The organism is Acinetobacter sp. FDAARGOS_558 (assembly GCF_003937785.1).
Lineage (GTDB): Bacteria > Pseudomonadota > Gammaproteobacteria > Pseudomonadales > Moraxellaceae > Acinetobacter > Acinetobacter baumannii.
On record NZ_RKJH01000001.1, the window covers coordinates 3,843,682 to 3,863,450 of the forward strand.

The following is a 19,769-nucleotide window of genomic DNA, read 5'->3' on the forward strand; positions in this document are numbered from 1 at the left end:
CTAACCTCTACATTCAAGGAGGAGCATTGATGCATACATTAAAAACAACTCCTCTGTATTACGGGAAAAGCCCTGCGCGTGGTGATTTCTTAAAGACAAAAGGTCAATATGCCTTAATACAGGTACTTGATCAGTGGATAACAGAAGCATTGGAATATGCAATGCAGTCAAATATGTTCAAAGAGGCATATAGTAAGTTGCCTTCATTGGATTTCTTTATTGCAAATCCACAAGAGAACATGTTCTTGGCGGCTAATTTGTTGGCGAGCGAAGACAGTTCAGGCCGAGCTTTTCCGATGGTACTCAGTCATTTACTTGAGATTGATTTGCCATATGAAAATTTACTATATGCACCTTATAGCTATAAGCATGTCTTAGTTGATTTATTTCAAAATAATCGTGCATTAAGAGGGATTAAAGATTCTGATTTATTATTTGGTAAGCTAAATCATTTACCAAATCAAATTCAGGTTTTATCTGAACGTGAATGTGTAGGTTTTTATGAAAATCATACCATGCATTCATTTGCTCAGTTAATGAAGCTAAGTATTTATGAGTTAGCTCAAAGTATGATTGGTTTAGGATTACTACTACAACCAATTTTACAAAATGGAACTAGCCGTTTAAATAAAGTCTTGATTCTACCGATTAATAATCCTGCTTATTGTTATGAAATAGCGGCATTCTGGGTCAGTATTATTTGTCGTTTTTTAAAACAGCATAATACCGAAGTATTAATTGGGTTGTTACATCGGGAGCAGCCGGTATTATTCTTTGGTTTTCAGGGTGCTGATATTTTAGCTCTTAGCGATATTTTTACTCAGAATATGGATAGCAAACATTGGGTTTCTTTAATACAAGCTCAATGGATTGATACTTATTTGGAACAGAATGCTGGTTTAGCAACGCTAGAACAATCTTTATGTCAACGCCAATTAAGTTTAAATCAAGGTTTAAAACTATTTAGACAGACTTTTTTGGGTGAATAACAATGAATCAAAAATATCAAATTAAACTTTCACAACTTATAAAAGGCTGTTTTATATATGCAATTGCGAATTATGCTTTAGCACAGCCTATAGTTGTAGAAGGTGTAGTGCCAAATGAAGCAAGTAAACAGGCTATTTTAATGAAAATGCAGTCTGTTTATGGTGCAGATCAAGTTGTCGATAAAATACAAGTTCGACCAGTTGCCGCTCCAAATGGATGGAGTGACTCTGTCACACGAGTGATTACACCTGATCTTAAAAAAGTTTCTCAGGGTAAGTTAAGTGTTAATGGAACCCGATTTGAACTGACCGGGAAAATGCTAAATCCGACAGAAATACAGCCAACCATTCAGTCTTTTCAGAGTTTGGTACAGCCTCCATATCAATTATTTTCCCAGCTTTCTGTAAATCAGGCTGAGCAGAAGATTATTGATGATGCTTTAAAAAATCGAATTATTGAATTTGAATCTGGTAGTGCAGTATTAACTGAAGCTGGGCAAAAAATTCTTGATGAAATGGCTGTTGCTTTAAATAAAGTGGGCGGGAAAAAAGTCAAAATTGTGGGGCATACCGATAGTTCTGGTGATGCGACCAAAAACTTAAAACTCAGCCAAGATCGAGCTTTGGCAGTTAAAAATTATTTAATTAGTAAGAATATTCCTGCTGATCATTTATCTACCGAGGGTTTAGGTTCATCTAAGCCTGTAGCGGACAATACTTCTGCGGAAGGTAGAAAGAAAAACCGCCGAATTGAGTTCACCGTTTTATAGGGATAAGGAGAAGAATATGGCTAGCCCTTACATTACGATTGGATGCCCAACGACAGGTGGAGGGCAAGTCATTTCTGGTAATAGTGCATTTTTAATTGATGGAATCGCAATTGCATGTGTAGGTGATAAAGCAACTTGTCCGGCGCATAAAACGGTTTCTACGATTGTTTCCGGTGACCCAAATATGCAAGTGATGGGAAAAGCAGCTGCAAGAGTAAATGATTCATTATCGTGTGGCTGTAAATTATTACCGAAACAAAGTTTGGTTAATCAAGGGTAGCAGAGGGTATATTTTTTTTTCTTAAATGTTTAAGTTAAAAAGATATGTGTACTAATTAAATGATCTTAAATGGTATTAGATTTTTTATTTAGATATAAGAAATCGAATAAATCATATTAATGATTGTAATGCTGGGTTATTTGTCGGATAAAGCTAAATTTTGGTAATATACGGGCATTATGATTTTAAGTATTAAATTATTTAAAAATATTGAGAGTAATGATGAGTAGTTTAAAAATTTTAATTACAAAACTTTCTACAGCTGCACGCACTGCTTTAGAAAAATCTGCTAATGCTTGTGTTCTTCAGCAAAACTACGAAATTGAAATTGAACATTTATTTTTAGAGTTACTTAATCAGCCTTTAGAAAACGATTTAAAAATTTTATTAAAAAAATATAAAATCTCAGCCGATGCTTTAGCAGATGATTTAAAAGAAACAATCTCTCAATTACCAAAAGGTAATACACGTACTCCAATTTTTGCTAAATCAATTGTTCGTTTATTTGAACAAGCTTGGTTATTGGCTTCAGCAGAACAAAATCCTGTCATTCGTAGTGGTCATTTATTGGTTGCATTATTAACTGCACCAGACCTCTATCAAATTGCAACAAGAGCTTCGAGTTTATTTGATCTCTTCCCGATAGACTCAATGAAACATAAGTTTCTCGAAATTTGTGAAAAAAGTGTAGAACAACAAGAAGAATCAAAAACATCTTCACAAGCAGATGAGTTAGAACAAGCCGCGACTCCAACTGCAAAAACTCAAAAAACACCTGCTTTAGATCAATATACAATTAATTTAACTGAAAAAGCGAAGAATGGTGGGATTGACCCTGTTATTGGGCGTGAATATGAAGTTCGTTTGATGCTCGATATTTTAATGCGTAGACGTCAGAACAACCCAATTTTAACTGGTGAGCCAGGTGTAGGTAAAACAGCTATAGTTGAAGGGTTGGCTTTAAAAATTGCTCAAGGTTTAGTTCCTGAAGCATTAAAAAATGTTCATTTGCACGTTTTAGATATGGGGCTTTTGCAAGCTGGTGCAAGTGTTAAAGGTGAATTTGAAAACCGTTTAAAGCAAGTTATTCAAGAAGTCCAATCATCGGCTCATCCTATTATTTTATTTATTGATGAAGCGCATACGCTCATTGGAGCAGGTGGACAAGCGGGGCAAAACGATGCTGCCAATCTTTTAAAACCTGCACTTGCTCGTGGCGAGTTACGTACTATTGCTGCAACAACATGGGCAGAATATAAACAGTATTTTGAGAAAGATGCTGCATTGAGCCGCCGTTTTCAGGTGGTAAAAGTTGAAGAACCGACCGAAGAAGTTGCTGTGGATATGCTACGTGCAATGATTCCCGTAATGCAAAAGCACTTTAATTTACAAATTGATGATGAAGCAATTGTAACGGCTGTACATGCCTCTCATCGCTATATTAGTGGTCGTCAACTCCCAGACAAAGCAGTAAGTGTTCTTGATACTGCAGCAGCGCGTGTAGCTTTGACCCAAAATGCACAACCAGTCAAACTTGATCAATTGAAAGCACAAGAACATAACTTAAAGCTTGAGCAACAAATTTTGGAAAATGAACACCGTCAAATTCCAATACATCATGAAAGATTAGAAAATCTGAAAAACCAACTAGAGTCATTACAAAGTGAGATCCAAGAGACTCAGGAACAATGGCAAAAAGAATTAGAGCTAGTTCGTAAAATTCAGGAATTAGAAGCGCAGAGCCATTCTAATGAGTCTGAAGCCTACGATCAGATTAATTTAATACGCAAAGACCTTGCTGATATTCAGGGACAACAGCCGTTAGTTTTTGAGCGAGTAAACTCTCAGATTATCAATGAAATTATTTCTGATTGGACAGGTATTCCTGTTGGGAAAATGGTCAATGATGAAATTAAGCAGATTTTAACGCTTGAAGATAAATTAGGTGAGCGTGTAATGGGGCAAGATTATGCACTTACACAATTAGTTCAAGGGATTAAAACTTCAAAAGCTAAATTAGAAGATCCAAATAAACCTCAAGGGGTGTTCCTTTTAGTCGGGCCTAGTGGGGTTGGTAAAACTGAAACTGCTTTAGCCTTAGCTAATGAGTTATATGGCGGTGAACAGCATTTAATCACGATTAATATGTCTGAGTATCAAGAAGCACATACTGTCTCTTCGCTTAAAGGTGCACCTCCAGGCTATGTTGGCTATGGTCAGGGTGGGGTTTTAACTGAAGCTGTACGCCGTAATCCTTATAGTGTTGTGTTACTCGACGAAATTGAAAAAGCACATAGCGATGTTCAGGAGTTGTTCTATCAAGTATTTGATAAAGGTACTTTAGAGGATGGTGAAGGGCGCGTTATTGATTTTAAAAACACGACAATCTTATTAACTTCAAATACGGGCTCGAGTGCAATTATGCAGGCATGTTTAAATCAGCCTGTAGAAGAATGGCCTACCGCAGAAGATTTAATCGAACATTTAAAGCCGAGTTTATATAAACAGTTTAAGCCAGCCTTTTTAGGGCGTATGAGAGTTGTGCCATATTTCCCATTGCATGATGATTTATTGGTTCGAATTATTAAACATAAATTGGGCAAAATTACTGCTCGAATTGAAAAACAATATGGAACGGAAGTTCAATATTCAGATGACTTGGTCGAGTTGCTACTCAGCCGTTGTACTGAAGTGGATAGTGGCGCCCGTAATGTTGATAACATCTTAAATTCTACAGTTTTACCTGCTTTGGCAACTGAAATTTTAGTGGCGTTAGCAGATCAAAAATTGCCGAAATTGATCATGATTGATGCGAAAGATGACGAGATCCAATATTTACTAGATCCTGTGGCGAAGCCTGTTAAAAAACGGACTAGTAAAAAGTTGAAATCAGAAGTTTAAAAATTTAATAGAGCCAAAATTAGATGAGTATTGATATTTCTGAACTACTTAAACCCATTAATGACAGCTTGCTTTGTGGTGAGGATTATTCATTTTCTAATGAATTTCACGAGATAAAGAAAGCCAGAACACAGGATGATTTATTATTAGATCAGGGGGATTGGGTTGCTGAACGGAAACAGGCAGATTGGGATTTTGTTGCGAAGAGTGTAAGCACTTTGCTCATTGAAAAAACCAAAGATATCCGTCTATTAACTTGGGTAATAGAAGCCTGGACTCATCTAAATGGTTTTGAAGGCATGGTAAAGGGAATCACTTTAACTCATACCATGCTGAACCAATATTGGCAGGATATTCATCCGATTATTGAAGATGATGATTTGGATCAGCGTATTGGTTTATTACAAGGTCTTATTAATCAATTGCCAATGCTGTTGAAGAAAGTACCTTTAACCAACACAGCTCCTTATTATAACTTGCTTGATTATGATAATTTTCTATATCACGAAAATATACGCCGTAAGCAAACAGAAGAGTACGAGAGTCAGTCAGGTCCATCTGAATTAGAACAATTTGATCAAGCGATCTTTAATACCTCTAAAACCTTTCAATACTCAAATTATCAAGAGTTTACTTCGGTTTTAACGGAGTGGAATGTTTTAAAACAGACACTCGACCATTTAATGGGATTAGATTCACCGAGTTTTGCTGCAATTGATTCTGCATTTGAAACAATACACAGCACTTTACGTAAAATTTACAAAGCAGAGGCTTTTGGTACTGGGCTTGCGCCGAGCCAAGAACAGGCCGCTGTCATCACGACACCGTCTATGGAAAATCAAGTGCCTGTACAAATCGTATCAGACCAGCCTATGTTTCAGCCACAAGCACAAACTCACTTGGCCAATCGCGAGCAAGCAATGAAAGTGCTGCAAGAAATAGCTGATTATTTTCAAGCAAATGAGCCACATAGTCCTGTGAGCTATATGCTCCAAAAGACCATTAAATGGAGCCAAATGCCGCTGCATGAATGGTTAGCACAAGTGATTAAAGATGAGCATCCATTACAAATGGTTCAGGAAATGTTAGGTGTTCAACCTAAAAATGAATATGAATAAAGATTGGTAAAGAGATATGTTTAAAGCTGAAAAAGTCCTGTGGGGCGAAGGTTTATTTTTAAGACCTCAACATTTCCAGATTCAAGATACCTATCATGAACAACGTTTAAATCACACGGTTCGTGCTGTTGTGCCATTTTCCTATGGCGTTCAAAAACTTAGTTTTGATGAAGCACAGTTAAGTACGCATATTCTTGCACTTGAATCGGTAGAAATGATTTGGCAAGACGGTGAAATATATCAAGCGCCTGCTTATGATTTATTACCTGAACCTATTTTGCTTGATGAGCTTAATTTACGTGGTGAGATGGTCATCTATTTGGCATTACCAGTATTACAAGCCAATAAACAAAATTTAATCGATCAAAATCAATCACAAAAGGGGCGCTATCAATCACATTTGGTTGAGACCCATGATCTGTTCACAAACGCGACAGAGGCTGATATCAGCTTATTACGTCGTCGAGCTGTGTTTAAATTATTAGATGCACATAGTAATCCTGATCATAATTTAGATGGTTTCCTATATTTGCCAATAGGCAAAATTAAACGTCAGAGTTCAGGTGCTTTTGAAATTGACCGCAAATTTATTCCGCCCATTTTGCATGTCGATGCATCTGAGACCTTGGTTTCAAATTTAAAAAGAACCTTGAATGTTATTAAGGCAAAAATTAAAACGATTCAAACCAATAACCGAGAAAATGAGCAGAAATTAATTGAATTCCGTTCAGGTGATATCGTTTCGTTTTGGTTGGTAAATGCTTTAAATACTGCTCATGCTGGTCTGAGCCATTTCTTGCAATATCCGCAAATTCATCCGGAACGCTTATTCTTTGAATTGCTACGTTTGGCAGGTTCATTATTAACTTTCTCGACAGCTTATGAAGTTGATCAGTTGCCTGCATATAAACATCATAATTTGCAAGAGAGCTTCACCCAGCTCGACACAATTTTACGTGATTTACTCGATACGATTATTTCGAGTCGTTACATCAGTATTGCCCTTAAAGAAATTCGCCCTTCATATTGGGTGGGAAGTCTCGAAACCGATAAGATTACTCGAGATACCAGACTTTATATTGCTGTATCAAGTAGCGCGATGCAGACCCACGAGTTGATTCAAATCGTTCCTCTACGTTTTAAAATCGGTAGTACTTTAGATGTTGAACAACGTGTTGTTGCAGCATTACCAGCAATTCCATTACATCACTTAATCCAAGTTCCAACTGCTATTCCAGTACGTTCGGGTGTGAGCTATTTTGAAATCGAACCGCATCATGAACTCTATCAACGTATGTTGGATTCAGAAACGATTTGTATTTATGTTCCGGCTGGATTCCAAGATATCAGTATTGAGCTGATTGCGGTCATGAACGCTTAAAGATAAAGGAGAGAAAAATGTCACAATCTACAGGTGCTCCTTCTTTATTTGACGATGGGCAAATTGGGACAGGGGGGAATAATAATAGCCAGTCCCAAGTAAAGTTACAGGCAATTAATCTGATTGATTTATTGCATGATGGTTTTTACTTAATCTTTTTAATTCGAAATCAGTATGTGCCAGCTGATCCACAGCGCTTTCGTGAAAAAATTCTAGATTTGCTTAATCGATTTGAGCAACAAGCGAAAAAGTTACAATTTTCAGCTGATGATATTCATGATGCTAAATATGCGTTTTGTGCGCTAATTGATGAAACGATCGTAACCCAGCAAGACCCAAGCTATTTTAATTTACAAAATTCTTGGTTAATTAGCCCATTACAGTTAAGTCTGTTTGGTTCTCAGTTAGCGGGTTATCAATTCTTCGAAATTTTAGAGCAACTACGTAGTCGTGGAAAAGAGCGATTAGCTGCTCTTGAAGTCTTCCATTACTGCTTATTATTAGGTTTTCAGGGTAAATACCGAATTGAGTCAATTGAAAGCCTTAACCATTTGGTGGCACGAGTAGGCGATGAAATTGATTATCTGAAAGGGAAAAAAGTGGCTTTTTCGCCATTCTCGGCAATTCCTGATCAGATACGAAATATTATCCATCGTGAGCTACCTTTTTTCTGGATTTTGATTTTCTTATTGATTTTTGCATTACTTACCTTTGCAGGTTTAAGATTTATGCTTAACAATCAAAATGATAAAGCATTATCTAATTATCAAAATGTGATTTCTGCCCCACAAGAGCAGGCACATATTACAATTTACTTACCTTGATGATGGAAAGAAATGGCTCAGGAAAAACCAACTTCTATTCGAGTTTTGCAATCGAATAAAAAAAAGTCGAGATCACCCGTAATCTATATCATCATTGGTATTATTGCAGGTGTTTTTGTAAGTATCTCGTTGTTCCTGTTCTTGTCTCAACCGTATTCATCCGACCCTACAAGTGTTGAGAGCAAATCGAATCAAGATCAGGAGCTTGACCAAGTCTTGATGACTAATTCTTCTGCACATGACCAAGCAGTAAGTGATCAGCAAGAGCAAACTGATCCGATGAGCCATGATGGTTTTGAGCAACCTAAAGAGAATGAGTTAAGTAACATTTTTAAGCCTGCTCCTCATAAAGAGGCCGCACCTAACCCACAACGCGTTTCACCTTTTGATGCACAGTTAACAGGTGAACAGGTTGTGCCTAAGCAACAGGCTGTAGCTAAACCTGTACAGCCAAAACTACAGGTAGTTCAGCAAAAACCGGCTACCCAAACGAAAGTGGTTCAAGCCAAACCCGCTGAGGTAAATAAAGCTCCGGTTGAACAAGAGGCTGATGTGGAACCACCTAAAGCTTCGGTTGATATTAAGATTACACGAAGTCCATTTGCTGTGAATTAGTTAAGTCATGATGATTTTTCTAATTTTCTTTTGTTTTGCTTGTCTTGCTATAGGGCTAGCATTTTTGATGTCTTATGAGTTAAGAAATAAGGGTAGAACATTTGTTCTATCTTTATTACCTCAGGGGCGTCGGCAGCTAAATCAAGTTAGACAATTTGCTCAAACAATGAATCAGGCTGCGGCTCCTGAAAAACTACAATCACATTGGCATTTACAGCAATGGTGGATTGTAATCGCAGGATTTTTTTTATTTGCCAGTATTTTAATTTTTGCTTTTACTCGCCCAATCAGTTCAACACGAATTGAAGCCGAGTATCTTAAAAAAACTGATCCGCAAATTTATGCATTATTAAATGGAGAAATATTATCGCCTCCACCTGAAGTAGATGAAAGCCTGATTGAAGCTGCAATTGTTGAAGCAACTCAGTTAGAGCAGCAATATGCTTCTCAAGAAAGTGGTGTTATAAATTCTTCACCAATTGATAATACAAGTTTTGATGGCCGTGCGATTTTAGATACGAGTTTAGTCAACCGTAAGTGGGATAAAATGAACCCACGCTATAAGCAGCGTTTGCTTATGGTCTTTAAAATTATGAAAGAACAATATGGTTATGAACTTGTTTTGCTTGAAGGTTATCGTAGTCCAGCACGTCAAAATATGTTGGCAGGCAATCCGAATACAACCAGAGCAAAAGGGTATCAAAGTTATCATCAATTTGGTTTAGCGGCAGATGTGGCCTTTAAGCGAAACGGTAAAGTTGTTATTTCTGAACGTGACCCATGGGCTATGCAGGGTTACCGCCTATATGGGCAAGTTGCTGAGTCTGTCGGGCTTACCTGGGGTGGTCGCTGGAAATCTATACAAGATTATGGCCATACAGAATATAGAATGCCAGGCTTGAAGAAAACTCAAGAAATGGCGGAAAAGCTGATTGCTGAAAGCTTAAATGACATCAGTTAAACCTATGAGCCTGATTGGAAGCGATCATGTAAAACGGTAGTCATGTGATCGACAAGCTGGGAAATCAACCCAGCTTTTTCCCATGTATAAATTGAAACAACCATAGGTGAAGCTTCACCTAAAGATTTATATCTACGTACACGACGGCCTTTTGTTGTACTAACTGGTAGTAAAGATATTCCCAAACCTGTTTCGACACTTACTAGAACACTTTCTAAACTACTGCCTGTAAAAGCAATATACCAACGTCGCCGTTCACGTTCTAATGTTTCAAACATTTCATCTCGATAAAGTCCACCTTGAGGAAAGGTCACTAAACAAATTGGTTCAGATAAAGATGTAATCGCATTTTCACTTTCAAACCATGCCATTTCTTCAGGAAAAGAGGCATAACAATCGGCGCTGGCTGCTGATTCTTTCACAATAACAATATCCAGTTCACCATTACGATAGCGCTCTGTCAGGTTACGGCTTAAGCCTGAAGTGACATCTAACCGAATAGTACGATGTTCTTGAGCGAATAGACCGAAAACTTCTGCCATAGCAGTACTCATCATATCTTCTGGCAATCCAATTCGAATAGGGATGCTGCCAGCTGGATCTTTTAAGACCGCCTCGGCCTCTTGTTGAAGCGTCAAAATCCTTTGAGCATAACCAATTAAATATTCACCTGAAGCTGTTAATTGTAATGGTCTTGCTGTGCGATCAATAAGGGAGTGACCAACCGATTCTTCGAGGCGTGCTAACTGCTGACTAATAGTTGATTGTGTCAGATGCAACTTATCAGCGGCGGCTGTAAAACTACCACTTTCAAAAATGGTTACAAATGCACGAAGAAGACGAGGGTCAAACATAAATGAATACCATCAATAACACAGAGAACAAGATGCTTAAGTATTTATAATCTTAATACAATCGATTAAATAATTTAATTTTCAAATACTTTTAAGCGCGCTTATTCTAGTGCCAAATTGTTATGCAATTCATTTTTATTTGGAGTGTTTCATGCGTAAGTCCCTCATATGGATCAATCTGATCATTGCGATGGGTGCTTTGGGTTTTACAAATGTGGTAAATGCAAAGGATGAATACCCTTTACACATGGCAGCTGCAAATGACGATATTCAGTTAATAAAACATATTTTGTCTCAAAAGACCTTAATTGATGCACGTGATGAAACAGGTTCAACAGCATTAATGGTGGCAACAAGAGCAAACAATCTACATGCTGCTCATATGTTGATTGAGGCCGGCGCAGATGTAAATGCTAAAGATAATATACAAGATAGTCCTTATTTGTATGCAGGCGCACAAGGTTATTTAAAAATTTTACGAATGACACTCATGCATGGTGCCGATTTAAAGAGTACTAACCGTTATGGGGGAACCGCGCTTATTCCAGCAGCAGAACGGGGCCATGTAGAAACTGTCCGTACTTTAATTGCTGCAGGTGTAAACATAAATCATGTCAATAATTTAGGTTGGACAGCTTTACTAGAAGCAATCATTTTAGGTAATGGCAAATCCAACTATCAGCAAATTGTGGCACTTTTGCTAAAAGCTGGTGCCAATCCGAATTTGGCAGATAAAGATGGGATCACACCATTACAACATGCACGTACAAGAGGATATCGTGAAATTGAAAAACTCCTTCTTGTAGCTGGTGCAAAGTAGATGGAGGAGGAATAAATGAAAGCAAATCAGGAATTTTTACGTCAAGCCATTGAGCTTGCTTATAACAATATAGAAAAAGGTGGCCGACCATTTGGCGCAGTAATTGTAAAAGATGGCAAAGTAATTGCTTCAGGTGTTAATCAAATTTTGACAACCAATGATCCGACTGCACATGCTGAACTATTGGCAATTCGTGCAGCCAGCCAAATTCTAGGAACCGCGAATTTAGAAGGCTGTTCGGTATTTGCAAGCGGGCATCCATGTCCTATGTGTATGGCTGCAATGCGTTTAGCGGGTATAAAAACAGTTAACTATGCTTATTCTAATGAAGATGGCGCACCATTTGGTTTATCTACAGCTGAAATATATGCCGATCTTGTAAAACCATTTGCTGAACAGTCCATGAAAATCGAATATGTGCCTGTTCGATTTGAAGACCGTACCGATCTTTATGTGTTTTGGAAAAATTATCAAGCTAAGCAATCGGGCCTAAAGTAATGAAGCAGTCTGAAGCTTTCTTGGCTCGTCCCATGCTTATTTTGACAGTCGCTCTGGTTGGACTTAATTTAAGACCTTTTATGACCAGTATTGGTCCTTTAGTCTCAAAGATTCGAGTAGGTACCGGATTAAGTCTACAAGGAATAGCTCTACTCACTTTATTGCCCATGATGTTGATGGGACTTATTGCCTTTATTGGTCCAATCGTACAGAGCATGGTTGGAGAACGCAGAGTTGTTTTGGGTGCTTTGCTGACTATTTGTATTGGATGCGCACTTAGATTTTTATTTCCTACAGCTGAGGGTTTAATTGCTAGTGCAATAATTATTGGTTTAGGCGTCGCGCTGATACAGGCTGCTTTTCCAGGAATTATTAAACGAGAGTTTAGTCAACATATCGGGCCTATGATGGGGCTTTATTCAGCTATGCTTATGGGTGGTGGTGCATTAGGCGCATGGTTGGCACCTGTGATTTCCAATATAACGGGTCTATGGTCACTGGGGCTGGCTTTCTTTACTATACCCGCTGTATTAGCATTATTATCAACATTTATTTTTTTACCCTCCATTGTAAGTTCGACTGCCCATCTGTCACCTGTAAAAACGTTATTAAAGAAACCTAGAACATGGTTGTTAATGCTGTGTTTTGGTTTGGTCAATGGTGGCTATTCTTCGGTGGTTGCGTGGCTGGCACCTTCGTTTCAAGATCATGGCTGGAGTATTTCTCAAAGTGGGAAATTGCTTGCCTTACTTGCCTTGAGTCAAGCAGCCTCGGCTCTGTCTTTGCCTATTTTAGCTAGACAATATAAAGATCGACGTCCGTGGTTGTGGTTTACTCTATTCATGCAATTTGCTGGCTTTGCAGGACTTGCTTTTATACCTGAATTTGCATCTGTGTTATGGGCAATTTGTTTAGGAATAGGCTTGGGAGGTTGTTTTGCCTTAACACTTATTGTGGCATTAGATCATTTTGAAGAGCCGAACAATGCGGGTGCTTTATCTGCACTTATGCAAGGAGGCGGTTTTTTACTTGCTGCAATACCGCCTTGGTTTGTAGCAGTTTTGCATGACTTTACAGGGACTTATAAGGCAGGCTGGATTTTTCATTTATGTAGTGTGATATTGGTCATTGTGTTAGTGGTAAGGTTAGCTCCAAGAAGTTATAACAAAATTCACTAATAAAAGTTTAGGTGATTAAAGAATATTACGGACCCAAAGAAATACTATTTTGAAGGGAAGATAGTTAAAGAAAAGTGATAGGATAATATTGAAACTTTTAGTTTTTAAATGAACACAACAATATTTGATTTTTATGACATCTTCTTTGAAAAAAATAGCTTTATTAAAACAGGGCTTAGGAAAAAATAGTCCATTCGCAGCAGGTAGGCAAGGAACATTAGAGGCGATTGAGCATTTAGGTTATGTACAGATTGATACCATATCTGTCGTTGAACGTGCTCATCACCATATATTGTGGAGTCGAGTGCCAAATTATGATTTAAGCCATTTAAACAGTTTGGTTCGTGAGCGGCAGATTTTCGAATATTGGTATCATGCGGCATCTTATCTTCCTATGAAAGATTATCGATATGCATTACCGGCAATGATGTCTGTCAGAAAAGGGGAAAGTCGCTATTTTAATAGAGGCGATCAACGCCTTATGAATGAAATTCTGGCACGTGTTCGTGCCGAAGGTAAAATTCGGTTAAGGGATATTGATAAGAAAAATAAAGAGAGTTTAGGGAATTGGTGGAATACCGGTCCAGGCCGCCGTGCTTTTGAGCAGTTATATATGCAAGGTGACCTGATGATCTGTGAACGTAATGGTATGGAAAAAGTTTACGATTTAACTGAACGCTGCCTACCTGAAAATATTGATTTAAGTTTGCCTACGCTTTACGAATATGCTCAGTATTTATTTAATAATACGCTTCGAGCTCATGGTGCATTTACGTGGAAACAATTGGTTCATTTAAAGAAAAATGATTTAAAAGAAACCATGCGTGTCGTGCTAAAAGAGCAGATTGATGCAGGTGTCGTATCAGCGATTAAACTTGCCGACGGACAAACTTTATATGTTGATGTAACTGCAATAGAGCAACAATTGGATACTGATTTTGGTCTAAAAATACTTTCGCCTTTTGATAACTCTCTTATTCATCGTGACCGTTTAACTTCTTTATTTGAATTTGATTATCGGATCGAATGCTATGTACCAGCGGCCAAACGGGTATTTGGATATTTTTGTTTGCCTATTCTTTATCAAAATGAGTTAGTAGGACGAATCGACTGTAAAGCACACCGGACAGTAAAAGAACTAGAAGTGATTAGTCTACATTTAGAAAAAACGGTAAAAGATAAAGAGCATTTCTTTTTTGAATTAGATCAGGAACTCAAGCGTTTTGCAGCATTTAATCAATGCTCAACTGTGAATGATAAGGTAGTCAAACTCATTCGCAGCAAGCTTTAAGTACCAATCTATTTGGGTAGTCAAAAATGATTAAAGCTAAAACACCAAAAGAGTAAAAATTTTTGGTGTTTAACTTCACTTAGTTCAAAGACATACGGTACTGAATAACGCCGGGATTTTGTGCAATCCAATCATAGAGCTTTTGGGCTGTTTGATTGCTTTCTTGAGTATGCCAATATAAACGTTCACAGCTATGTTCGGTGGCTTGCTTCTGTACATACTCAATAAGTTGTTTACCAATGTGTCGTCCACGAACTTCAGGTGATACATACAGATCTTCTAAATAACAGTAGTTATTTTCTGCCCAAGTAGACCGATGAAACATATAAGTGACAAAACCTAAGATACGTTCTTTATTTTTGGCAACAGCACAATAAATAGGTTCTTTTTCATCGAAAAAACGATCCCAAGTCTTTTTTGTGATATGGAGGGGTAAATTGACCTGATAGAAATTTTGATAGGCAACCCAATATTCTAACCATTGAGTATAGTCTTGTTGTTGAACTGGCGAGACTTCGATCGTTTCATTTTGAATCATAATTACACTTCATTCTGACTAATTGATGAAATTATATGTTGGATATAAATGTTTTATAGAAACATTAAAGTATTAAAAACTAACACAATAAATTTGATGAGAAAAGAAATTGCTTATTTTTATAACTTTCTAAAATAAAAATTTTTTTATTAATCTTATTTTAAGCTAGCTTTATTATTCTAATAAAACAAAGCTCGTCTAAGTACACCTTTTAGCCACATTCTCCAGATGTGGCTCTTTTTATTTGCGGTTAGAAAAATCTAGAAGTAAATAAATATAATTAAATATTTATTTTTGAATCGCTATAAGTTTTTTTAATCATTTTCCATTGCATTACTATAAAACTTAACACCTATTTTAATGCGATCTCGACCATTACTCATACGCCAGCGATTCGTATCACGTAGGGAATACACACAGCCACAATATTCTTGCTGGTAGAATTCTTCACGTTTACTAATCTCAATCATGCGGCTAGAGCCACCATTTTTTCGCCAGTTGTAGTCCCAGTACTGAATATCGGGATAGTGTGAAGCAGCGCGAATCCCGCAGTCATTGATTTGCGCCATATTTTTCCATCTTGAAATCCCTAATGAGCTGCTGATTAGACTAAACCCATGTTCATATGCATACAAAGCGGTACGCTCGAAGCGCATATCAAAACACATGGTACAGCGGATACCGCGTTCAGGTTCATTTTCCATACCTTTAGCACGGGCAAACCAATTATCGGTGTCATAATCTGCATCAATAAAGGGAATATTATGTTTTTCTGCGAAGCAGATATTTTCTTCTTTACGAATGAGATATTCTTTTACCGGATGAATATTAGGATTATAAAAGAATATAGAAAAGTTTATATTAGACTCAATTAATGTCTCCATTACTTCTCCAGAGCAGGGAGCACAGCAAGAATGGAGTAATAATTTATTATGTCCAGATGGGAGTTCGAGTTTTTGACGTTGAATAGCCATAATTAAAAAATAAGTTATATTTTTATATATTTTAGATTTTTTAACTGCTTATAAAAATGAATTTTTTTCAATTAATGATGAAAATATCTAATCTTTATTATTTGTGCTGAATAATAAAGTATTTTTTAATTTTATTACATATAACAAATAATATATTATATTTGTGTAATATTATTAAAAATAATTTTAACTTTCTATTGTTAAAAAAGTGCACTCAATGGAAAATAGTAATAATTTTATATTTGTGTAACTATTTGTCTTTTATATATTTATCTACTAAGTTTTAGCTAGGAAAATTGTGTGATGAACGTCTCAAATAAGTATTATTTTTTAAATTTAAATATTTTTTTAGATTTATATTTTTAATAAATTTATACTAAAACAGTTATTCTATTTTTCTCATTTGAGTATGTGATATTTTAAGATATGGACGATTGGCAATGTAAGTATTGTAATGGTTACATTATGGTTAATCATTCAAGGATAGAGGTAGGGGAAAAAGTTTACTTTTTGGTATATAAATTCGATGCAAAAAATGAAAGAAAAAAACTATATAAAAAAGGAACTGTAATTGCACGTTGCGATAGTATTTTACATATCGAATCAAGAAAAAAGACATATAAAATAGAGGAGGCTAAAGTCTATCCTTTAGGCGCACCTATGCCATTTGTTTATAATATGTTCTGGATATGTGGTTGTGAAAACAGACCATAATATTTTTATTGAATCTAAAATGAATAGTGAATTTAAATAATTTTGATGTTTTTTTATTCAATTTTGCAAATTATAGTTTTTAATTTTTATAAATAGATTAAATTGCTGAAAGGTTAAAGTTAGATTGCAATTTGACAAAATTTTAGCATCCTTTTATAAGACCTCAACTAAGCTTGAGATTAATAAAAATGAGTGAAAGGAATCAAAGTCGTTTGTTAACGGTTGGTGAGGTTGCAAAACGTAGCGGTGTTGCAGTTTCAACCCTTCATTTTTACGAATCTAAAGGTTTAATTAAAAGTATAAGAACCAATGGTAACCAACGCCGTTTTACTCTAGTGGTGTTACGCTACATTGCGATCATTAAAATTGCTCAAAAAGTTGGTATTCCATTAGATGAAATAAAACAAGCCCTAAGTAAATATCCGATGGGTTCTAAATTAACTGCACAACAATGGAAAGAGCTATCTCTCGATTGGCGGAAGAATTTGGATGAGCGTATTCAAAAACTCACAAGACTCAGAGACGAAATGGATTGGTGTATTGGATGTGGTTGTTTGTCATTAGAACAATGTCCATTAAGAAATCCCAATGATGTGTTGGGGCAAGAAGGTGCCGGGCCGCGTATTTTAGAAAGACCATAGAAGATAAATTTTATTGTTAGATATAACGCATCATAATTTAACATTTGCAATAGAGAATTATTTTGTAAGTTGCTCACTATGAAGGTTTTTTATTGTAAACAAGTCATATAAAACATAAATTTTTTTGATATCTTTATTTCTTTTAGTAAGAAGCAAAATTTATGAAAAAAATTATCTTTCTTGGTTTAGCGCTTGTTTCGTTAACGGCTTGCTCATCAGTACAACATAAAGATTCAACTCCTCCAAAAATTGGTTCACCAAATCCTGCTAGTCAATATTGCGTTGAACAAGGCGGGAAATTAGAAATTAGAAATGAAGCAAATGGTCAGGTAGGTTATTGCCATTTGCCAAATGGACAAGTCGTCGAAGAGTGGAAATTATTCCGTGATAATCAGGCGAACTGTGTTTCAGAAGAAGCTCAAAAATTAGTTGGGCTATCTGGTTTAACCGATGATCAAATTAAGCAAAAAACGAAGTCAGAAATTGTTCGTAAAGTTGCTCCAGGTCAACCGATGACAATGGATTATCGTTCAAATCGAGTAACTGTCACAATTGATCCAACTTCTAAAAAAATTACTCAAGCAACATGTGGTTAATTCTTTAATTAAAGAATTAATTTAAGTTCGAACAAGAAGGCCTGTCAAAAGACAGGCTTTTTTAGTCAGCCAAATAAATTGTTAAGCTTAATCACATAAATTTTCATAATGCACAAAAACCTGTTAAACCTCATTCAAAGAAAAACAAACATAGGTGTTAAGTTTTAAGTTCCTTTTAAATCATGTGTAGGACCGAGCTATGATGCAAGCAATGTTTTTCTTTAGTGCTGGAGCAGTTTTTGGTTATTGCTATCGTCATTACGATGCTAAAGTTAAAAAAGCCAATGATTCAAAATAAATGATTAAAAAAGCCTGCTTCTTGAGTAGGCTTTTTTCTTTGTATTATTCCAAACTATTGAATAGAACATATTTTAAGTAATCATAAAAAAAGCCCCTAGCGGAACTAGAGGCAGAAAAACTTCAGATGCAGGTAACAGGTGAATTATGCATCTGAGTTAAGTAGGTTGTATCAAACCATGTAGAGCACTTTACCAGTAAAAATGAGTAAAAATAGGGATGTGCGACTAATGGCTAATGTTTACTGTATCTTTTTTAACCATTTTTGAAAGTAAATAATTTTCTTCAGACCCGTTTAATTTTTGAATCTTTATTATTAATAAATCAGAAAAAAGCTTTCAAAACATATCCTATTTATCAGTTCTGCAGTTTTTATCTTTGTTTTTTATACGTTTTTTTAGATGAAAAGAATTTTAGAACAAAGACTATTCTTTTTTATGTATATCGTATACGATATATGAAGAATGATTGGACAGCTATTGATACCCATTCCATAACTTTTGAGATGGATTAACTCAAAAGTACAACTACCAATAGTTTTAACTATATTACTGAGGAATAATTATGAGTAATATCTTCACAGGATGTATCCCGGCGCTAATGACTCCATGTACTCCTAACCGTGAGCCAGATTTTGATGCGCTTGTGAAAAAAGGGCATGAGCTTATTGAAGCGGGAATGAGTGCGGTAGTGTATTGTGGTTCAATGGGCGATTGGCCTTTATTGACCGAAGCTCAACGTCAAGAAGGTGTAGCACGACTTGTAGCTGCTGGTATTCCGACAATTGTGGGTACTGGGGCAGTTAATTCAAAAGAAGCCGTTTCTCATGCAGCTCATGCAGAAAAAGTAGGTGCACAAGGGCTTATGGTAATTCCACGTGTATTATCACGTGGTGCATCGCCAACTGCACAAAAGGCACACTTTTCTGCGATTCTAAAAGCTGCTCCTAGCTTACCTGCGGTAATTTACAATAGCCCGTATTATGGATTTGCGACTCGTGCAGATTTGTTTTTTGAATTACGCCGTGAATTTCCAAACTTAATTGGTTTTAAAGAGTTTGGTGGTGCTGCTGATATGCGTTATGCAGCTGAGTTCATCACTTCCCAAGATGACTCTGTGACATTAATGGCTGGTGTAGATACTCAAGTTTTCCATGGTTTCGTTAACTGCAATGCAACGGGAGCAATTACGGGTATTGGTAATGCTTTGCCTAAAGAAGTTTTACAGTTGGTTGACCTTAGTAAGAAAGCTGCAGCAGGGGATGCGAAAGCTCGTCGTTTGGCACAAGAATTATCAAGCGCTTTAGAAGTTTTATCGTCTTTTGATGAAGGTACTGATTTAGTCCTTTATTACAAGTACTTAATGGTACTTAATGGCGATAAAGAATATACCTTACATTTTAACGAAACGGATGCATTGAGTGAATCACAACGTAAATACGTTGAAACTCAGTATGAATTATTCCGTACTTGGTACCGTAACTGGTCAGCTGAAATCTAAGTAAATATCTATAAAAAAAGAGGCTAACA

Annotated in this window: 20 protein-coding genes; 17 read left to right on the forward strand and 3 right to left on the reverse strand. The window is 36.4% G+C overall.

All coding sequences use genetic code 11. From position 1 onward, the window contains the following. Positions 1–29 precede the first annotated feature (29 nt). From tagF to EGT34_RS18595, 9 genes are all read left to right on the forward strand, one after another. Complete coding sequence (tagF, locus tag EGT34_RS18555; protein WP_000557241.1) at positions 30–989, forward strand: type VI secretion system-associated protein TagF; 960 nt, start codon at positions 30–32, stop codon at positions 987–989. Between the two features lie 2 nt (positions 990–991). Further along, on the forward strand, positions 992–1,759 hold the full coding sequence (locus tag EGT34_RS18560; protein ID WP_001072410.1) for an OmpA family protein: 768 nt from the start codon (positions 992–994) through the stop codon (positions 1,757–1,759). Between the two features lie 16 nt (positions 1,760–1,775). Further along, a complete protein-coding gene (locus EGT34_RS18565) occupies positions 1,776–2,039 on the forward strand; it encodes a PAAR domain-containing protein (protein ID WP_000168111.1) in 264 nt (87 codons plus the stop codon). A gap of 219 nt (positions 2,040–2,258) precedes the next feature. Next, positions 2,259–4,940: a type VI secretion system ATPase TssH gene (gene tssH, locus EGT34_RS18570; RefSeq protein ID WP_086319600.1), complete on the forward strand. Its 2,682-nt coding sequence runs from the start codon at positions 2,259–2,261 to the stop codon at positions 4,938–4,940. Positions 4,941–4,963: 23 nt separating this feature from the next. After that, positions 4,964–6,058, forward strand: coding sequence for a type VI secretion system protein TssA (gene tssA / locus EGT34_RS18575; RefSeq protein ID WP_000020715.1), 1,095 nt, complete (start codon positions 4,964–4,966; stop codon positions 6,056–6,058). Between the two features lie 16 nt (positions 6,059–6,074). Beyond that, a complete protein-coding gene (gene tssK, locus EGT34_RS18580) occupies positions 6,075–7,439 on the forward strand; it encodes a type VI secretion system baseplate subunit TssK (RefSeq protein ID WP_000471450.1) in 1,365 nt (454 codons plus the stop codon). A 17-nt stretch (positions 7,440–7,456) separates the two neighbouring features. Then, positions 7,457–8,263 carry a type IVB secretion system protein IcmH/DotU gene (gene icmH, locus EGT34_RS18585; protein WP_000083629.1) on the forward strand — a complete coding sequence of 269 codons (807 nt, stop codon included), beginning with the start codon at positions 7,457–7,459 and terminating at the stop codon, positions 8,261–8,263. Positions 8,264–8,275: 12 nt separating this feature from the next. Next, positions 8,276–8,878 (forward strand): hypothetical protein, encoded by a 603-nt coding sequence (locus EGT34_RS18590; protein ID WP_000046446.1) that lies wholly within the window; start codon positions 8,276–8,278, stop codon positions 8,876–8,878. Between the two features lie 7 nt (positions 8,879–8,885). After that, on the forward strand, positions 8,886–9,839 hold the full coding sequence (locus EGT34_RS18595) for a M15 family metallopeptidase (protein ID WP_000972583.1): 954 nt from the start codon (positions 8,886–8,888) through the stop codon (positions 9,837–9,839). A gap of 2 nt (positions 9,840–9,841) precedes the next feature. Here the strand turns inward: EGT34_RS18595 and EGT34_RS18600 are convergent, their stop codons facing one another. Further along, positions 9,842–10,693, reverse strand: coding sequence for a LysR family transcriptional regulator (locus EGT34_RS18600; RefSeq protein WP_000460185.1), 852 nt, complete (start codon positions 10,691–10,693; stop codon positions 9,842–9,844). 151 nt (positions 10,694–10,844) lie between these two features. Here EGT34_RS18600 and EGT34_RS18605 point away from each other — a divergent pair, with 151 nt between their 5' ends. The 4 genes from EGT34_RS18605 (at position 10,845) to EGT34_RS18620 (ending at position 14,480) form a co-directional block, all read left to right on the forward strand. After that, positions 10,845–11,513: an ankyrin repeat domain-containing protein gene (locus EGT34_RS18605; RefSeq protein WP_001232210.1), complete on the forward strand. Its 669-nt coding sequence runs from the start codon at positions 10,845–10,847 to the stop codon at positions 11,511–11,513. A gap of 15 nt (positions 11,514–11,528) precedes the next feature. Next, the gene (locus EGT34_RS18610; protein WP_000646721.1) at positions 11,529–12,011 is read left to right on the forward strand and encodes a nucleoside deaminase; all 483 of its coding nucleotides are present in this window, start codon (positions 11,529–11,531) and stop codon (positions 12,009–12,011) included. Beyond that, positions 12,011–13,189 (forward strand): cyanate transporter, encoded by a 1,179-nt coding sequence (locus EGT34_RS18615; protein ID WP_000813790.1) that lies wholly within the window; start codon positions 12,011–12,013, stop codon positions 13,187–13,189. The genes EGT34_RS18610 and EGT34_RS18615 overlap by 1 nt, the downstream gene beginning before the upstream one ends. Positions 13,190–13,322: 133 nt before the next feature. Next, a complete protein-coding gene (locus EGT34_RS18620) occupies positions 13,323–14,480 on the forward strand; it encodes a winged helix-turn-helix domain-containing protein (RefSeq protein ID WP_000204300.1) in 1,158 nt (385 codons plus the stop codon). Positions 14,481–14,559: 79 nt separating this feature from the next. On the opposite strand, the gene EGT34_RS18625 is transcribed toward EGT34_RS18620, so the two are convergent. Together EGT34_RS18625 and EGT34_RS18630 are read right to left on the reverse strand one after the other, a co-directional pair. Then, the gene (locus EGT34_RS18625; RefSeq protein WP_000615565.1) at positions 14,560–15,018 is read right to left on the reverse strand and encodes a GNAT family N-acetyltransferase; all 459 of its coding nucleotides are present in this window, start codon (positions 15,016–15,018) and stop codon (positions 14,560–14,562) included. Positions 15,019–15,332: 314 nt separating this feature from the next. Beyond that, positions 15,333–15,992, reverse strand: a complete 660-nt coding sequence (locus EGT34_RS18630; protein WP_071543100.1) for an epoxyqueuosine reductase QueH — start codon at positions 15,990–15,992, stop codon at positions 15,333–15,335. 426 nt (positions 15,993–16,418) lie between these two features. On the opposite strand from EGT34_RS18630, the gene EGT34_RS18635 reads away from it, so the two are divergent. From EGT34_RS18635 to EGT34_RS18655, 4 genes are all read left to right on the forward strand, one after another. Beyond that, positions 16,419–16,706 (forward strand): hypothetical protein, encoded by a 288-nt coding sequence (locus EGT34_RS18635; protein WP_000342965.1) that lies wholly within the window; start codon positions 16,419–16,421, stop codon positions 16,704–16,706. 188 nt (positions 16,707–16,894) lie between these two features. Beyond that, positions 16,895–17,347 (forward strand): redox-sensitive transcriptional activator SoxR, encoded by a 453-nt coding sequence (soxR, locus tag EGT34_RS18640; protein WP_000004112.1) that lies wholly within the window; start codon positions 16,895–16,897, stop codon positions 17,345–17,347. A gap of 161 nt (positions 17,348–17,508) precedes the next feature. Continuing rightward, positions 17,509–17,943: an I78 family peptidase inhibitor gene (locus EGT34_RS18645; protein WP_000720060.1), complete on the forward strand. Its 435-nt coding sequence runs from the start codon at positions 17,509–17,511 to the stop codon at positions 17,941–17,943. An 861-nt stretch (positions 17,944–18,804) separates the two neighbouring features. Next, positions 18,805–19,740, forward strand: coding sequence for a dihydrodipicolinate synthase family protein (locus tag EGT34_RS18655; RefSeq protein WP_000065199.1), 936 nt, complete (start codon positions 18,805–18,807; stop codon positions 19,738–19,740). Positions 19,741–19,769: the final 29 nt, after the last annotated feature.

Coding starts and splice junctions, on each gene's coding strand:
- EGT34_RS18610 (WP_000646721.1), top strand. CDS start 11,529: ATGAAAGCAAATCAGGAATTTTTACGTCAAGCCATTGAGCTTGCTTAT.
- icmH (WP_000083629.1), top strand. CDS start 7,457: ATGTCACAATCTACAGGTGCTCCTTCTTTATTTGACGATGGGCAAATT.
- EGT34_RS18600 (WP_000460185.1), bottom strand. CDS start 10,693: ATGTTTGACCCTCGTCTTCTTCGTGCATTTGTAACCATTTTTGAAAGT.
- EGT34_RS18655 (WP_000065199.1), top strand. CDS start 18,805: ATGAGTAATATCTTCACAGGATGTATCCCGGCGCTAATGACTCCATGT.
- EGT34_RS18565 (WP_000168111.1), top strand. CDS start 1,776: ATGGCTAGCCCTTACATTACGATTGGATGCCCAACGACAGGTGGAGGG.
- EGT34_RS18595 (WP_000972583.1), top strand. CDS start 8,886: ATGATGATTTTTCTAATTTTCTTTTGTTTTGCTTGTCTTGCTATAGGG.
- tssH (WP_086319600.1), top strand. CDS start 2,259: ATGATGAGTAGTTTAAAAATTTTAATTACAAAACTTTCTACAGCTGCA.
- EGT34_RS18560 (WP_001072410.1), top strand. CDS start 992: ATGAATCAAAAATATCAAATTAAACTTTCACAACTTATAAAAGGCTGT.
- soxR (WP_000004112.1), top strand. CDS start 16,895: ATGAGTGAAAGGAATCAAAGTCGTTTGTTAACGGTTGGTGAGGTTGCA.
- EGT34_RS18590 (WP_000046446.1), top strand. CDS start 8,276: ATGGCTCAGGAAAAACCAACTTCTATTCGAGTTTTGCAATCGAATAAA.
- EGT34_RS18605 (WP_001232210.1), top strand. CDS start 10,845: ATGCGTAAGTCCCTCATATGGATCAATCTGATCATTGCGATGGGTGCT.
- tssK (WP_000471450.1), top strand. CDS start 6,075: ATGTTTAAAGCTGAAAAAGTCCTGTGGGGCGAAGGTTTATTTTTAAGA.
- tssA (WP_000020715.1), top strand. CDS start 4,964: ATGAGTATTGATATTTCTGAACTACTTAAACCCATTAATGACAGCTTG.
- EGT34_RS18625 (WP_000615565.1), bottom strand. CDS start 15,018: ATGATTCAAAATGAAACGATCGAAGTCTCGCCAGTTCAACAACAAGAC.
- EGT34_RS18630 (WP_071543100.1), bottom strand. CDS start 15,992: ATGGCTATTCAACGTCAAAAACTCGAACTCCCATCTGGACATAATAAA.
- EGT34_RS18615 (WP_000813790.1), top strand. CDS start 12,011: ATGAAGCAGTCTGAAGCTTTCTTGGCTCGTCCCATGCTTATTTTGACA.
- EGT34_RS18645 (WP_000720060.1), top strand. CDS start 17,509: ATGAAAAAAATTATCTTTCTTGGTTTAGCGCTTGTTTCGTTAACGGCT.
- EGT34_RS18635 (WP_000342965.1), top strand. CDS start 16,419: ATGGACGATTGGCAATGTAAGTATTGTAATGGTTACATTATGGTTAAT.
- tagF (WP_000557241.1), top strand. CDS start 30: ATGCATACATTAAAAACAACTCCTCTGTATTACGGGAAAAGCCCTGCG.
- EGT34_RS18620 (WP_000204300.1), top strand. CDS start 13,323: ATGACATCTTCTTTGAAAAAAATAGCTTTATTAAAACAGGGCTTAGGA.